This window comes from Sphingomonas rustica, assembly GCF_039652585.1.
Classification (GTDB): Bacteria; Pseudomonadota; Alphaproteobacteria; order Sphingomonadales; family Sphingomonadaceae; genus Sphingomonas; species Sphingomonas rustica.
In genome coordinates, this window is record NZ_JBDIZK010000006.1 from 290,825 (window position 1) to 306,554 (window position 15,730).

Below are 15,730 nucleotides of genomic sequence, written 5' to 3' on the forward strand. Positions count from 1 at the left end.
GCTCCGGCATGGCCCCTTCGTCTAGCGGTTAGGACGCGGCCCTTTCACGGCTGAAACACGGGTTCGATTCCCGTAGGGGTCACCATCGTCAAGCGGAAAGTCGCAGATTTCTGCCGCTTTCGACGATGGAGGCGAGTTCGCCTCCACATTTCGTCCCACAATCATTCCCGGCTTTGATGGAACGCTGTGGCATGCCCTGGCTCCTGCGATCGCGCCCTCGCGGATATGCAGGTTGAATGCGCCGCCCACTTCGGTCGCCTATTGGGCCGTCTTCTGCCCGTCCGGTTTCTGGCGTGCAGATGGGCTAAGAGACCGTTTTGAAATGCGCCTGTTGGCGCATTACGGTGCCGGCCCGCTCCCCCACCCGACCACCCACAGAATACTGCCGCTGGGTGGTCGGGTGGGGGAGCGGGCCGGTGCCGCCTTGAAAATCGCTCTTTCGCGATTTTCCAAACAGTCTCTAAGCAGCCGTCGGCAAACCCCTGCCTACCTCGGCAGCCGACCAAGACGGGTCGTTCGCCGGTCGCGCTCAACGGCAGCTTTTGCCAAAAACTGCCGCTCGGTCGGCGTAAAACGGTCTGTCAGCAATGCGCACCAATAGTGGCGGGACAAGGTGCCTTGACGCGATCCTAAACCCTGTCTTCCGCTGATGCCGTTTTGAAGGGCAGCAACGGCACGGGGCTATTTCTCGTAAGCCAAAGCCACGACGCTACAGACGGTCGAACGCAACGTCGCCAGCTTCGGCACAACCAGGATTTTGGTCGGCCATACCAAGGTCGATCGGCTCACCAGGCTACACGGCGGCAACGTGATCGCGGTGCAGGTCTATCCGTACCGCGCGGCCAATGGTGCGCCAATTCTCGATGGCGCACTGCACGAAGGCAGTCACCGGTATCGGGTCGCCGCAACGGGCGCACGCACGCCGCTTCCCCTAAACGACACTGCGCCAGCGCATCGTCAGTCGGCGCCCGGTACATCGATCAGCAGGTAGCTGGAGTGCTGCCCCGCTAACCGTCAACGTAGAAGTGGAGCGCTGCTTCGTTGCTGCTTGGCGACCAACAACCCATAGCCGGACGCGAGTATCCCGGACGCATCCTGCGCCTCACGCATCAATCTGGCCAGCGTCGGAAACCCTCGACTATCGAGCCGATCGGCGTGCGCAGAGATACTGCGGTTCGATCCACCCCCTAGCGACTGCGCCAGCGCCGGTCCGGTCTCGACGCAATCGAGCAACTGACGCCATGCTCCGGCAAGTGCCGCATCGCTGGGATCGCGTGGATATCGGCTGAAGCGCCGTCCGCCATTGCGGCGCAAACGGGCCAACCAATCACGCATGCTGCCGACTCCCACACCGCGTGCGCCGATATTATGCTGACGCCATAGCGTAAGATCGATGGCGCTCTCGCCGGCGAATAGCGTGAGCGGATGCACCGATAGAGCATCGCCGGCACGGCTAAGGCGGACGAGAACCATACCCCTCCAGCCACGATTCGCGTTGGCCTCAAGCGCCTGGATGGCGGTTGCGAATGTCTCGTCCTGGTCGATCGTTAACGCCAGCCAGTCGCCATCGGCGTCACGCACCGGCCAGACCAGCTGTTGGGCGAGATCGTCGAAATAGGGCAAAGCGGTCTCGCTGGGTACGATCAGGCAGGCAGCTGCACTCTCGCGCGCATCGAGGCCAAGCCCGGTCTGACGTAGCCACGCGCCGCGCAGGTCGCGCCAGCGGCGCACGACGCCCGGCCAGGCCGGATCGGGGCGGATGTCGCGCGCCACGATCGTCGCGCGCGCGCTCGCCGGTGCGGACAGCCGGTCGTCGCTGGAACGGCGCGCATCGGAAAGGTCGATCCGCGCATGCGCCAACACCGCGAGCGGTTCGGTCTGCCAGAATGGCTGGACGCGCCACGCTTCGATCGGCTTGAAGTCGGGATCCTGGCCGGGGCCGCGCGCGATCGTAGTGGATAGCCAAGTGCCGGTATTGGGTTCGAGGAACCAGGCGGTCACCCCGCGTGCGCCGGTATCGGTGCGCCAATGCTCCCCACCGCAGCCGATCAGATCCAGCGACGCGATGGGCGCGAAATCGCGCCGGACCTTGCCGGCAAGGCTCGCTCGCCGGTCGGGCGGGCCCGACGCCAGCGCGCGAACCAGCGCATAGGCTGTAGCAGCCAGTTCGAGCATCCGGTCGGGATCGAACGCCAGCGCGCGCTGGCGACGTAGTCGGATTTGCGCAGCGATCGCACGCAGCATTGCCGATAGCCGCGGCAGGCTGTCAGCGCGCGACGACACCGAGAGTTCGAAGAGTGATTCTTCGAGCGGAAGCGGGGCCAGGTTGAATCCGAGCGTTGCTACCTCGCGCAGGCCCGCAGCGACGCGATCTAGAAAGTTGGGATCGATGTCGACCACAACCGATGCGCCAGCGTCGGATTCGTCGTCTGCCTCCGGCAAGGACGCGCCAAAATGCGCGCGAGCGGCCAGCACCGCCGCGCCATGATAGGCCTTGGTTCGCGCCTTGGGTGCCTTGGACACGATACCGTCAAAGCCCTGCCCACGCAGGAGCCGGACCGGACCGTCGAGATCGGCAAAGGTGACGGCGATGGCGTTGGCCAAAGGCTCAACCGTAACCACCGTACCAAGCAGTTCGAGTGCCGCGCGCCAACTGGACTTGCCCGCCCAGCGTTCGAGCGTGGCCGGGTCCAGGGCGGCAGCGATTTCCGACGGGACGGCAGTCCCGCACTCGTCATCGGCGGTACTCTGCTCGACTGTTTCAATGGCGGATTCACTTTCCGGCACAGCTTCCAGTGACCCGACGACCGGTGCGTCCGTCAGACCAAGCAGATAGAGCACCGCCGCGATGCGGTGCCGGCAGACCGAAGCGGATGTGCACGCGCAGTTTGCGGCGCGCGGACCGCGACCATCGAGTTCGACGAGCTGGCCGTCAGCCTCGACCGAAGCCCGCCCCACGCCGACCGAGACCAGCTTGACCTTGCCTTCCTCGACATCGCGGTGCGCGCGGCGGACGAGCCCCACATTGGCGAGCGTCGCCAACGCGGCGTCGTCGAACGCCGCCAGACTGGCACGAAGCGCCGCATCGATCACGCGATCACGCCTCCGATCCATTCGGCAAACCGGTCGGGGGTCAGCGCCGAGACCTGCATCCCGGAGGCGACCAGCCGCTCGGCCATGCGGCGATCATAGATTGGGGCGGCATCGTCGCTCAGCGCGCCCAGCCCCAGCATGGTGACACGCGCCGCCGCCATGCGCCGCGTCGCCGCCAGCATGTGCGAGACCGACCCGCCCTCCTCGAAATCGCTGACCAGCACGAACACGGTCCGGCTCGGCTGGGTGATCAGCGTCTCGCAATATTCCATCGCGGCGGCGATGTTCGTGCCGCCGCCCAGTTGCACCGACATCAGCACCTCGACCGGGTCGTGCGCTTCGCTCGAGAGATCGACGATCGCGGTGTCGAACACGATCAGCTTGACTTCGACCGCCGGCAGCGCCGTCAGGATCGAGGCCATCACCGCCGAATAGATGGTCGACGCCAGCATCGACCCCGACTGGTCGACGCACAGGATGATGGTCCAGGGCAGGCGTCGGCGACTGCGGCCATGGAAGCGTAGACGGTCGGCGACAATAACACCGCGTTCGGCATCCCAGTTCTTGAGATTATCGCGGATGGTGCCGCGCCAGTCGAAATTCTGCATCGATTTGAGCTGACTGCGGCGGAAACGGTTTGGCCGCCCGGCGAGCGCCGCTTCGACGCGGGGACGGAGCCGGCGGACGATGTCTTCGACGATCTTGCGGGTGACCTCGCGGATCTTCTCGCGCATCCCCGGATCGGCCGCGCCCTTGAAGGCGATCAGCGCCTTGAGCAGATCCCTGTTGGGCTCGAGCGCGTCGAGCACCGCTGGATCGGACAGCAGCTCGCGCATGCCCAGAGTGTCGATTGCATGCGCCTGCACGGTTTCACACACCGATAGCGGGAAGAGATCCCGGAGTTCGCCGAGCCAGCCGAGCGGCGTCAGCTGGCTGGGGTCGAGCGAGCCCGAACGCCCCGTATCGCTCCGGCTGCGTCGAAGTCCGCGCCGCTCCATCTCGCGGGCATAGAGGTAGTCGAGCGCGCGGTCGGCGCGGCGTTCCGCGCCGCTCATCCCGTGGGCGGGCAACGAGCGATCGGCATAACGGCCGAGCGCCAACCGCCAGCGGCGCAGCAGGACCGGATCGCTCATGCGACGCCGTCCCGGACCAGTACCGCGGCGAGCTCGCGATCAAGGTCCAGATTGCGGGCAAGATCGGCCTCCGAGATATCGACCTGAGTGGCGAGCTCTTCGGGGCGTGCGCCGACGCGGGTCGCGACATCCTCTGCCAGACGATCGACCTCGCGCGGATCGAGCGGCATCAGGGCGAGGCGCAGATGCGGCAGCAGGGCGTGGAACGCTTCCTCGTCCACCTGTGCGATCACTTCATTGAGTGCGGTGACGATCTCCGGCACTGCCCAGAGCAGTTCGCGCGCAATCGCGATCACGCCGCTCAGAAAGGCGAGGCGCTCGCCGGGATCGACATAGCCGCTCGCCAGCTCGCCGCGCAGGCGCGCGCCCAAAACCGCTGCGTCCTGCTGGCCATCGATCGATGCGAAGGCGGTGACCGCGCCGTCGAGCATCGGCGCGAGCGGTGCCGCCTGCAGCCGCGCAAGCGCCTCGTCGAACAACGCGAGATCGATTCCCGCTTCCGACGATCGAGCCAGCTCGATGACGCCGCGCAGATCGACAAGCGCGCCCACCGCGTCATGCAGCTGTTCCTCGCCATGATCGGCGAGTTCGGGGAGGAGGATCAGCACGCGACGCCACGCCACCCCGATGAGGTGGTCGAGCGCACCGGTTGCGGTGATCCCCAGTGTCTCATGCCCACGCCGCAACAGCACGAGGTCGGTCAGCGCGGCCACCACCGACGCCAATTGCGGATCCTCGATCACCTGGGTTTCGACCACCGCCAGTACCGTATCAGCCGCCGCGCCCATGCCGGCGCGGCACGCAGCGCAGAACAGGTCGATCGCCGCGAGCGCGTTACGTCCCTTGCCATGCTCGCGCAGTTCGGCAAGCTTCTCCGTCACCACGAACGCCAGCGCCTCTTCCAGCGTATCGGCGGTCTCGGACAATTCGATCAGCCGCGTTTCGACCAGTGGCGACCAGCAGACCGACCAGGTCTCATGCAGCCGGTCAAGCGCGGCATCGTTGCGGAAATCCGGCCCGGCGGTGCGCTGGCTGAATTGCGCGTCGATCAGCGTCATGGCATGGCAAAATCGGCTCGCGGCGCGATGCCGGGGCTTGCGATAGATATCAAGCGCGCGGCTGCGGCGCTCGCCATCGGCGACGCTGAAACCAAGCGAGCGGGCGGTCGTGCGTACGGCCTCGACCAACGGTGGCGATCCGGCCGATGGCGGCACCTCACCGATCGCCGCGCCGGTCAGCCAGATGCGCAGCTCGTTGAGCAACGGCACCTGTTCGACCGGAATCTCGTCCTTGATGAAGCTGGAGCGGATCGCATCCAGGATATCGTCGCGTCCGGGAAAGGGACGCTCTCTCAGCATGGCGAGGCGCTCGGCTTGTTCGACGGCATTGGCGACTACCGGAAACGAGACCGGCTCGGCTCTGCCCTTTGCTCGCAAATGCGCCGCGAAGCCGCCGATCAGATCAAGCGCAAGCCCCTGCCCGCCTTCACCGCGCACCTGCCACAGCCGATCGTAGAAGCCAGGCAGCGGCAGGCCCGCACCATAGCCGCTCAGCGCATCGAGCTGCCGCATGCCATAGCGGATCATATAAGCGCGGCCTGCCCCGGCGCGTGCCGCGACCGGCTTGGTCGTAACGGTCTCAAACAAGGCCGTCGCATGGAAGCCGCCGACCACCGCGACGATCGGCCCGGTCAGCATCGCCCGAACCTCGGCGAGGACCGCGCGCATCTGCGCCTCGCGCGCCAGCGTACCGTCGCTTTCCATCTGCCTCGCATTGGTCGCGCCGCGAATACACGCGCAATAGCGCGCGACGTCGCCGAAGAAGTCCTGCCAGTCCGGCTGTGCGATACGCGTTTCGAAGAGATGGTCCCACACCTCGTTGCCGTCGCGACAGCCCAGTTCGCGCGCCAGCGCGGTTACATAGCTGCCAGCGTCGAACAGCTGCTCATCGCCGAGCAGCGAGCGCGCCGGTTCGCCGGTCTCGTCGAGCCCCATCTCGCGCGCGGTCGAAGGCAGGTCGATAAAGCGTGCCGGAATGCCCGCCGTCGCTGCGGCCTGAAGCGCGATCAGCTCGGGGCTATGCGCGCAGAACGGGAAGTAACTCGCGACGCGCCGCGTGCCCTGGCCGGGCTCGGCTTCCCGAAGCGCGACGATGGCGACGGGGGCCCGCGTCCGCGTGTCGCACAACAAGTCGATCAGCGGATCGAAGTCGCACGGTCCCTCGACCAGGATCGCGGCCGGTTGCACGGCAGCGAGCAACCGCTCCAGCTGCGCCGCGCAGGCCGGACTATGGTGGCGGATCGGCACCACCCACAGCGCCTGCGCCGGATCGTGGAGCTGCACCTGCATCCGTTCAGCCGAGCTTGAGCGACCGTGCCGCCTGATAGAAGTCCTTCCACGCGCTTGAACGGCCGGCGCGCTCCTTGACGATATGGTCAACATAGGCGCGCAGGCGCTTGCCGTCCTCGGGCGAATCCTTGAGCACGACCCCCTGAAGCTGCCGCGCGACATGCGCCGCCGACAGCTTGCCATCGTCGAGATAGGCGGCCTCCAGCGCGGCGGCGTGCAGCACATTGACCGCTTCGGCCGTCGACATCACCGCATCTGGCCGGTTGAGGCTCGCACCCTCGGCTGTGCGACCGGTCCTAAGGTCCTGAAAGGTGCGTACCAATACCTCGGCGACATCGCGCTCGCCCGACACCGTCACCCCGATGCTGCCGAGCCGTTCGCCAAGCTGCTTGAGCACCAGTTCACGCTCGAATTCGGGGTCGGCGATCGGATGCACCGTCTCGAAATTGAAGCGGCGCTTGAGTGCACTCGACATCTCGTGGACGCCGCGATCGCGCAGATTGGCCGTAGCGATGACGTTGAATCCCGGCACGGCGCTGGCCACCGCATCAGCACCCAGTTCGGGCAGGGCAAGCGCCTTTTCCGAGAGGACCGAGATCAGTGCATCCTGCACCTCGGGCGGGCAGCGCGTGATTTCTTCAAACCGGACCAGCCGCCCACTGCGCATCGCGTTGAGCACCGGCGAAGGCACCAGCGCACGCTCGCTCGGCCCCTCGGCGAGCAGCAGGGCATAGTTCCAGCCATAGCGGATATGGTCCTCGGTCGTCCCCGCCGACCCCTGTACCACCAGCGCCGAGGTGCCGCTGATCGCCGCGGCGAGCAGTTCGGAGAGCAGCGACTTGGCAGTCCCCGGTTCGCCGACGAGCATCAGCCCCTGCTGGCTCATCAGGCTGACGATCGCGCGATCGACCAACGGATCGTCACCATAGAATTTGCGCGAGATGCCGGTCTTGGCGTCGCCGAGCAGGAAACGGCGCACCGCACGCGGCGACAGTTTCCAACCGGGCGGCCGGGGAAAGCGATCGTCGCTGGCCAGCGACGCGAGTTCGATCGCATAGCGTTGCTCCGCCGGCGGCCGGATCGATTGCGGTTCGGCCATCACATATACGCCTTTTTCTGCCACTCGGGATCGAACCCGGTTCCCTTGCCCGCGATATCGTGCAGGTCGCGCCAGCATTCGGCGAGGAGCACCGGCGGGACATCGCCCAGCGCCACCTGTCCCCCGCCACCGCTAGCGCCCGCACGCACCTTGCGGAAGCTGATCGATTGCAGCGCGGTCGGGCGGTTCTCCTCGGGCAGCGGACTGCCGGTGAACTCGATCTCGACGAGCAGGCCGGCCTCGCGATAGGTCTTCTCGTAAGTCAGAAACCAGCCGCCATCCTGCGCCTGTCCGCGCTGATAGCCCAGCCTGGTCGCCGCACCGCGCAGCTTGAAGCTTTCGATCATCCAGCCTTCACGATCGGAGATCGCGCGCGCCTTGTCCTGCCCCTCGTCAAGCTGAGGCAGATCGCGACTAAGCTGATCGAATGGTGGCTCGACCGCATAATCGGCGAGATGGCTGCGCCACGCCGCGATGGTCGTGGCATCGAGCAGCGAGGAATGCGCCAGCTCGATCTGCGTGAACGCCGCCAGATCGACCTCGCCATCGGTGGAATCGGTATAGCTGCCATCGCCGAGCGGCCGAAAGCTGCCGAGCACCTGCCCCTCGCCATCCACGCCCTGCCATACCAGCCGCGCCGCGATGCGCCCGACGATCGGGTGACCGGCGACGAAGCTTTCCCATTCGGCGCGGGACCAGCGCCGTTGCAGGCACATCGCTTCCTGTAGACGTTCGGTCTGCGCGGCCAGCACCTGCTTCACTTCCTTGCGCGCGTTCGCGAGCTGCTTCTTTGCTGCATCGACGGTCGGACGCTCATCATCGATCCGCGGTCCCGGCAGCGCCTTCACCTCGCGCCCTTCGGCATTCAGGATGATCACCGCATCCTGTGCGTCGAGCTGGAGACGGTAGCTACGGTTCTCGCCGCAATCGAGTTCCTGCGTGCCATCGGTACCAAACCCGCCGGTCGGGATCGTTCGATCGGCGAGTTGCGCCGCGCTCCAGCCATTCTGCTCAGCGACCGCTTCGACCAGCGCTGCGGCATGCGCCTGCACGCTGCGCTGCTTCGAGCGATTGGCGGCGGAGAGCAACAGTTGGAGCGCCGATCCCGTGCCGATCGCCGCGAGCAGCTCGATCAATGCTTTGGCTTGCGAAACACGCGACCCGTGATCTTTCAAGAAGATGCGGATGCGCTGCGCGGCGTCGGCGCCGTTGACGCGCGTCGCAAGCGCCAGCACGCCCTTGCTGTCGGCCGCACTACCGAGATAGGTGCCCGCCTTGGCGCGTTTGAGCTGTGCGAACAGCACGGCGCGGTCGGTTGGCCAATAGTCCGCGCTGCCCGGATATTGCTTCACCAGGCGCAAATTCTGCTGCAGCATCGCATCGACATTGGCGGCGGCATAGGCGTTCGCCTCCTCGTCGGTCGGCGTGCGCGTGTCCTCATCGATCCAGCCGGTCAGGATCAGCCAGCCAAGGCGATGCGCATCCTGAGGCATCAGGCGATCGAGCCACAGATTGATCAGCGCGTTGCCCCCCGGTTGCTTGAGCTTAACGGCGAGCACCGCCCACCATTCGGGCAGCACCGGGTCGACCGACGTGCCGTCGCGCCAAGCCAGCGCGGGAAGACTCGCGAACGGGAGCCAGTCGAACCCCTTGGGTCGCGGCTTGGCAAGGCCGGCCTTGGCCTCCTTTGCGAGCGCGGCGTGATCGAAATATTCGCTGACATCCTCGCCCAGCCGCTCGAGCGCGGTGATCATCGCGGCGCGTGCGCGATCGCTGCGTTCCTTCGTCAGCGCGGCTCGGATCGCTGGCGCATGTTCGCGCTCGCCCCGCGCCGCCAGCCAGTCCGCCGCCAGCGCCCGCGTTTCCTGCCGCCCATCCTGGAGTTGCACCGCGATCGCGCTGCCGATCCCCGGCGTGTCCTGAAGCAACGCACGCGCGCCTTGGCGCAGCCGCGCGGAGCTGTCGCCCGCAAGCAGCATCAGCGGTCCGCGATAGCGTTCGGGCAGCTTGGGAAACATGCCGAGCAGGTCGATCGCGGGCTGGCGCTGCATCGCGTCGGCGCCGCTCTGCGGCACCATGCCGAGCGCTTCGTCGAGCTGTCCGAAGCGCTCGCACAACACAGGCCAGATCGGTGTGTCGAGCTCGGGCATCGGCCAGTACCAGCGGCGGGTGAGGTGCTCGTGGATATGATCGTCGCCACCCGCCCTGCGCCACAGTGCCAGGACGGTTCGGACATCTGCGCCCTGCGTCAGCCGGTGCTGGACGGCGGCGCCGATCGGGCCGCTCCAATCACCGAACAGGCCCTGGATATGACCGTTGGTCATCGCGACCGCGATCCGCATCAGGTGATAGAGCGACAGACGTGGATCCTGCAAAAACGCGCCGACCGCCGGGTGCTTGAGCTGGTGCCAACGCATCCAATCCACTGCGGTGCGCTTGCTATTGGTCTCGATCGGCCAAGTGCCCTCGGCTAGCTTGGCGAGATTGTTGAGGTCGCGCGAATCCTTGGCGCTGAACTGGCGGCTCCAATGCCAATGCTTGACCGACTTCGCCTCAGCTTGCCCGATTGAGAGCAAGCGGTTGAACTCGGCGAGCGCTGGCTCGAGTAAACGCAACACCTCGGCCGGTACCGGAGTGGACTCGAGCAAGGGCTCGGGCGCGGCAAGCTCGACCCAGCTGCCATCCACTGCGACATAGCCTTGCGGACCATCGACGCGCCACGGCGAGACCGGCTGTGCGCCAGCCGCCGGTTGGGTCGGAGCCAGGCTTGCCGACACGCGATCGAGCGCGGAAACCACTTTGGCGGCGGATTCGCTTTCCCGCCACTCGGTAAGCAGCGGCGCAGCTGCCGCGCCCAACGCCGTTGCCGCAACGTCGATCAGCTCAGCCTTGCGGCCCGGCGTAGCCCCCCCGAAATGCGCCCGCAGTGCCTCGGTCAGCGCAGCACCATCTGCCCCGGTCAGCGCCTGACGCGCACTGGTGCGCGCCTTCTTGGACGAGCCGATCGCGGTGTCGAGCAACACGTCGAGATAGATGCTGTGGATCCTGAGTCGGCCGATCGCAGCGGCAAGTTCGGCGCGAACATCGGCAGCAAGGCCCGGGAGCGCCGCATGCACTGCCTCGCGCGCGCTTGCCAGCCAGTCGCCGACCCCTGCGAAACGATCGACGCTGTTGCTCGAACCGTAACTTGCCGTATCCCGGCAGAACAGAATGTCGAGGGTCAGCGCCGTCTCCTGGCCGCTATTTTCAACCAGCCCCAATAACGTGGTGATCGGCTGATCCTTGCGCCCATGGCCGAGCCAGAGGGTGACGACATGCCGCAGCCAGTCAGGGGACTTCTTGGTGCCGAAAAAGCCATAGTCGTAACTGATCGGCTCGAGCGCCGCATGCGCTTCGCCGAGCCGCCGCATCTGGTCCGGGTGCCAAAGCAAAAGGTTGGTGAAGAGCTGGGATTCGTCGCGACGCGGATAATAATGGGTGCGCGATTGCCATGCCTGGCGAACGGCAGCGCCCTGCAGCGTGGACAAAATCGAGGAGTTATCGCCGTCGATTACAAAGCGCGCGACCTGGCCGGGCATCCCGAACCCGGCCTTACCCAGCTCCTTGAAGTGGGCGGACAGCTTCGAAGCCGGAGGACCATCTCCGCCGCCGCTTGTTCCATCGCGCGATAGGCCGAGGCCCTGACGAAGCCTGCTCAGCAATCCGGTCATCCAGCCCTCACTCTACACGCCAATTTGAGCTTGGTAACGAAAATTCCAGCGCGTTGCAGCAACTGCGCACTGGATTGGCGTAGTGCCCGCTCGGTTACTTCGAACCGGCAGTCCGCAGCGCCGTGAGCACCTGCTCGCCGCGCGGGCGATCCTGCAACTCGACGACGAGATCGAGCACCGCCCGTTTTGAAATCGACTGCAAAGCTCATCCGCTCATGGGCGACATCGACGATATTGGGGCCTGAGCATGACCGGCATGGTCGCGCCTATGATGCTGGACGGGCCGATCAACGGCGATTGGTTCGAAGCCTATGTGGCGCAGGTCCTGGTGCCAGAGTTGCGGCCCGGCGACGTCGTCATCATGGACAACCTCTCCAGCCACAAGCGGGCTGCCGTGAAAGAGCGGATCGAAGCGGCCGGAGCAACCCTGCGCTTCCTCCCGCCCTACAGCCCCGACTTCAATCCCATTGAAAAGGCCTTCTCCCACCTCAAGGCCATGCTGCGCAAGGCGGGCGAACGAACCGTCAGCGGGCTGTGGGGGTTGATCGGCAGGCTCGTCGACATCTTCCAGCCCGCCGAATGCGCCAACTACTTCAGCTCGTGCGGATATGAACCGGAATGAGTGGAAACCGCTCTGGGCGGCGCGTGATATTGTGGGGTCTGCTGACGTGGACTGGGCGAAAGGCTGTCGGAGCATGACGATTGCCTGCTTTACTCTTGACAGAACATTTGGGGTGGGCGAAATTTTCGCCCGGCCAATCGCAGTGGCCTGCCGCCTGCATCAGCGAAGCCTTCGTGGCGCTGCTTGAGATTTTACCCGCACGTTTTTCGTGGCTTCGGGCAACGGTAGCAGGCGACGTTTTTCCGATGCCGACGGAGAATGAGCGATGCCCTACGTTTATACCAAGCTTGACGACCTTAAGAATCGAGCGCGCAGAATTGCTCGCGAGGAGGGTGTTCCGCGCCACGAGGCGCTTGCTCTCGCCGCCCGGCGCGGCGGTTTTCAGAACTACGCGCATGCCCGCGCCCAGTTGCCGGCGGAGGGCGCGCCATTGCGGTGTCCGATTGAAATCCGCCAACGTTGGCGCTCGCACGGGCGCGAGCCGCGACTGCACGGTCTCGCATCTTATGTGGTCTGGCTGGGGGCGCCGCTGAACGAGCTGGTACGGAGCCACCAGCTTGCCGGATATCTAGGCGGATGCACGATCCTGGGCGAAAATGTCCTCGTGAGTGATGGCTTTATGCGCGATCGCAAGGAGACCCAGATCGATCTCGGCAAGATTGCACGCGCGTTGCAGTTCATGGATGCGACCGGATTGAAACCGTCCCGCGCGAAGCGGCTCTATCCCAAGGGGCGATGGGACAATCGACCACCAATCGCTGATCACGATCACGGTTGGTACGATCCCGAGGCACGGGTTCACGTGCTGTCGACCGAGCCCTATAGCGAGCATGCCGAGGAACGTCCCGAGCAGAAAGCTTGGGAACAGCGGCATGGATGGACCACGCTGCGGGTCGAATGGGGGAGCATCTATGGGTTCGGCACAGAGTTGCTTCTCCTTTGCCCGCAGGACTATGCCCCTACTCTTCGTCGTAAGGTCGCGCGGCTGGAGCAATTCCCCGCTGCGATCCGGACTGATGACATTCCCGTCGAGGACGGGATGCCTCGGCAGAACGCCGCCTGAACGAGCGGCAGCGCGGGACCTAGTCGCGCGCTGCCGCTGTTCCGTGACGGGCGATGATCTGATGCTAGAGTTGCGACGCGACGCGAGGCTCGGCGCATGAGGATCGATCGGGCCGAAGCCATCTGCGGGGTTAGCCCTTTGGTTCTCAAGCGGCTGCTCAGTCGCGAGAGCTTCTCTACGCCGACGGCAATGGCGTATCTGAAGCTCTCCGAGCCCCAAGCGAGCGAAACGATGATCGCGTTGATGCGTGAATGGTGGATCGAGCATGTCCGAACGACAGCGCATGTCGACCACTGGCAATCAACGGACCAGGGAAATCGGCTTACCGCAACGAGGCTTATCAAGCGCTTCCCGGTACGCGAGGGGCGTGCGATCGTCGATCACGTCATTGCAGAGGCGCGAGAGATCAATGGCGATCCGGATAGCTCCTGTCGAATCGCGGAGATACTGCTGTTCGGTAGCGTGCTGACAGGTGCCGATGATGACGCCGGGGACATTGACCTCGTGGTCAAGGTTGCGCGTCGCCAGCTCCCCAAAGCAGAACTCAGGCGACTTCAGGAGGCCGAAAAGGCACAAATGCCCTCATGGCTCGACTTTTTTCAGCGCCAGTTTCGCGTCGAGAGCGAGTTGCTGCGTCGCATCAAGAAAGTGTCGGGTCGCATCGGGCTCCATCCCGAAAGCGATATTGCCTCCACCGGCGCGCCATTCCGTCAGGTCTATGCCTTCGATCTCGCCAGCGAGACAGAGGCACCTGTCGATCCTGAAATCCGCACGATGTGTAAGGAGGCGCGGGAGGAGCATCCGAGCTTAGAGGCAGCAAAGTCGGTCCTTCCCGAATTCTCGCTGCGAGCCACTTGGCCTGTCGCGCCGAACGAAGAAGCGCGGCTAAAGCATGTCGATCAATCCGAGCTCGATCTTATGCAGCACCTGTGGGTACGGGGCGCCGATATCGCAGCGATAGCTGCGCGAACCGGTCGTCCATCCGAAACCGTCCAAGCCTATCTGGCGAGTCGCGCCAATGTCGGACTACCGTCGGCGTTCAGGTTCGACGCAAGCTTGCGCGCAACGGTCAGCCAAGCCTTGCGACCGCGCGCGGGCTATATGAAGCTTAATGTAGAGCTGCGCCCGGGCCAGAAGCCGCTGGTCGACACCGCCTATTACGAACGCAACCCCGAACAACCATATCTCGCACGGATACGACAGCTGGCGCCGCGTGATCTCATCGTGAGCGGTCGCCCGGACCTTCTCCCCTTGATCGAACCCGTGCACGAGCTGGCCTGGCAATGGCTCGAACGCATGCGACCATATTTCAAGGGCCTCGGACTCTCGGTGGGAACCGGATTCTTCCCCGATCAGGGCCCGGAATCCCTCGATCATCCTAAGCCGGTTGATTTTCGGCCTCTTGTGCTGCCGCTCTACGAATTGCTGCGCGCGCAATTGCCGATCGATCTTGAGCGCTACGCAATATATGAGCACCGGCTAGTCATCGAGCTTGGACAGCCGCTCCGCATCGACCATTGGGTTGGCGAGCCAGCCTATGGCAAGGCAAAGCGGCAGCGTGTCCTCAAGGCCGATGCCTCGTTCGCGTGGGAGGCGCTTACTGCGCTTCTCGAGAAATATCGCGTCGAGCTAGAGGGCGGCGAGTTGCTTACCGTGACCGCATTCGGTGGGGAGATCGCTGGCGCCGACGAGCGCTGATGCGAGTTTCACGGACCGGGGGTTCTCGGCGTGCGCGGCGCGCGTCGGCGAACCGGGGGCTGCTTTTGTTGCGCGAGCAGTTCGTCCATTGTTGTAGCGGCTAGCGGCGGGAACAACGCCTCGATCTCGGGATCGCAGCGCAACGCCAGCGCTGCCTGGACCAAATCGGCGATCGAGGCTTTGCCTTCGGCTTCCATGCGTCTCCAGGTACTGAAGGAGAATCCCGAACGCTGAGCTGCCAGAGCCTGACTTATACCAAGTCCCACTGATCATCAGCCATGAGCCCATTGTCGCATTCCGATGGAGATGATGCGCCATGGCTGATCGAGGAGACGGTTCCAGGCGAAGCATGAGTGGTCGAGGATGTCGGCATAGGATGTGAAGATCCTGTTCGACAGCCAGTTCTGTCGCATGAACTGCCAGATATTCTCGACCGGGTTGAGCTCGGGGGTAAGCGAGGTCTGAAGGCCGCCTTGCGGGCGGGGCCATCGACGGGCTGATAGCCGCTCTTTGAGCGGGGCGGTGATGTCGGACGAGATCGGGTTAGCTGACGATGGAGCGAGTAGTCATACGAGGTCTCGTATGACTACTCGGATGGAGATTGTTGGCCGGGTGTCAGGCCGTCGGCACTGGACCGTCGAGCAGAAGCTGGCGATCCTGCGCGATGCCTTTGGGCCGGAGGGCTCAGTCCGTGCGGCCATCGAGCGCCATGAGGTCGGCAGTGGCGCGATCTATACCTGGCGCCGCCAGGCGCTGTCGGGTGCCCTGACCGGGGTCACCAGGCCAGCGGTACCGAGCTTTGCCGAGGTCCAGATCAGCGAGCCCACAGCGATGTTGCCGGCGCCGGGGTCGGCCGGGCCGGGCAGCGGGCAGATCGGTATCGAGCTGCCATCCGGCGTGCGCCTAACCGTTGACGCATCAGTCGATGCCGAGGCGTTATCGCGGGTGATCGGCGTCCTGGCAC

Annotated in this window: 9 protein-coding genes, 1 tRNA gene and 2 pseudogenes; 5 read left to right on the top strand and 7 right to left on the bottom strand. The window is 65.0% G+C overall.

Features of this window, described 5'->3' with window-relative positions; all coding sequences use genetic code 11:
- Positions 1-10: 10 nt before the first annotated feature.
- A tRNA-Glu gene (locus TPR58_RS12290) sits at positions 11-85 on the top strand.
- Between the two features lie 929 nt (positions 86-1,014).
- On the opposite strand, the gene TPR58_RS12295 is transcribed toward TPR58_RS12290, so the two are convergent.
- The 5 genes from TPR58_RS12295 to TPR58_RS12315 are packed head-to-tail and all read right to left on the bottom strand — an operon-like array spanning position 1,015 to position 11,200.
- Positions 1,015-3,093: a hypothetical protein gene (locus TPR58_RS12295; protein WP_346246961.1), complete on the bottom strand. Its 2,079-nt coding sequence runs from the start codon at positions 3,091-3,093 to the stop codon at positions 1,015-1,017.
- The gene (locus tag TPR58_RS12300) at positions 3,090-4,226 is read right to left on the bottom strand and encodes a VWA domain-containing protein (protein WP_346246962.1); all 1,137 of its coding nucleotides are present in this window, start codon (positions 4,224-4,226) and stop codon (positions 3,090-3,092) included. Before TPR58_RS12300 ends, TPR58_RS12295 begins: the two co-directional genes overlap by 4 nt.
- Positions 4,223-6,574, bottom strand: a complete 2,352-nt coding sequence (locus TPR58_RS12305; RefSeq protein ID WP_346246963.1) for a DUF5682 family protein — start codon at positions 6,572-6,574, stop codon at positions 4,223-4,225. Before TPR58_RS12305 ends, TPR58_RS12300 begins: the two co-directional genes overlap by 4 nt.
- A 4-nt stretch (positions 6,575-6,578) precedes the next feature.
- A complete protein-coding gene (locus tag TPR58_RS12310; RefSeq protein ID WP_346246964.1) occupies positions 6,579-7,673 on the bottom strand; it encodes an AAA family ATPase in 1,095 nt (364 codons plus the stop codon).
- The gene (locus tag TPR58_RS12315; RefSeq protein WP_346246965.1) at positions 7,673-11,200 is read right to left on the bottom strand and encodes a DUF4132 domain-containing protein; all 3,528 of its coding nucleotides are present in this window, start codon (positions 11,198-11,200) and stop codon (positions 7,673-7,675) included. Before TPR58_RS12315 ends, TPR58_RS12310 begins: the two co-directional genes overlap by 1 nt.
- A gap of 376 nt (positions 11,201-11,576) precedes the next feature.
- Here TPR58_RS12315 and TPR58_RS12320 point away from each other — a divergent pair.
- The 3 genes and pseudogenes from TPR58_RS12320 to TPR58_RS12330 all read left to right on the top strand — a co-directional run.
- Positions 11,577-12,005, top strand: a pseudogene (locus tag TPR58_RS12320) (transposase); the annotation flags it as partial.
- 265 nt (positions 12,006-12,270) lie between these two features.
- Positions 12,271-13,068 carry a hypothetical protein gene (locus TPR58_RS12325; RefSeq protein ID WP_346246966.1) on the top strand — a complete coding sequence of 266 codons (798 nt, stop codon included), beginning with the start codon at positions 12,271-12,273 and terminating at the stop codon, positions 13,066-13,068.
- Positions 13,069-13,164: 96 nt separating this feature from the next.
- Positions 13,165-14,766 carry a hypothetical protein gene (locus TPR58_RS12330; protein ID WP_346246967.1) on the top strand — a complete coding sequence of 534 codons (1,602 nt, stop codon included), beginning with the start codon at positions 13,165-13,167 and terminating at the stop codon, positions 14,764-14,766.
- Positions 14,767-14,774: 8 nt separating this feature from the next.
- On the opposite strand, the gene TPR58_RS12335 is transcribed toward TPR58_RS12330, so the two are convergent.
- Together TPR58_RS12335 and TPR58_RS12340 are read right to left on the bottom strand one after the other, a co-directional pair.
- Positions 14,775-14,963, bottom strand: a complete 189-nt coding sequence (locus TPR58_RS12335; protein WP_346246968.1) for a hypothetical protein — start codon at positions 14,961-14,963, stop codon at positions 14,775-14,777.
- A 75-nt stretch (positions 14,964-15,038) separates the two neighbouring features.
- Positions 15,039-15,218: pseudogene (locus TPR58_RS12340) on the bottom strand (IS630 family transposase); the annotation flags it as partial.
- Between the two features lie 142 nt (positions 15,219-15,360).
- On the opposite strand from TPR58_RS12340, the gene tnpA reads away from it, so the two are divergent.
- Positions 15,361-15,730 (top strand): IS66-like element accessory protein TnpA (gene tnpA, locus TPR58_RS12345; RefSeq protein ID WP_346246969.1); only part of this gene is annotated, 370 nt, incomplete at its 3' end.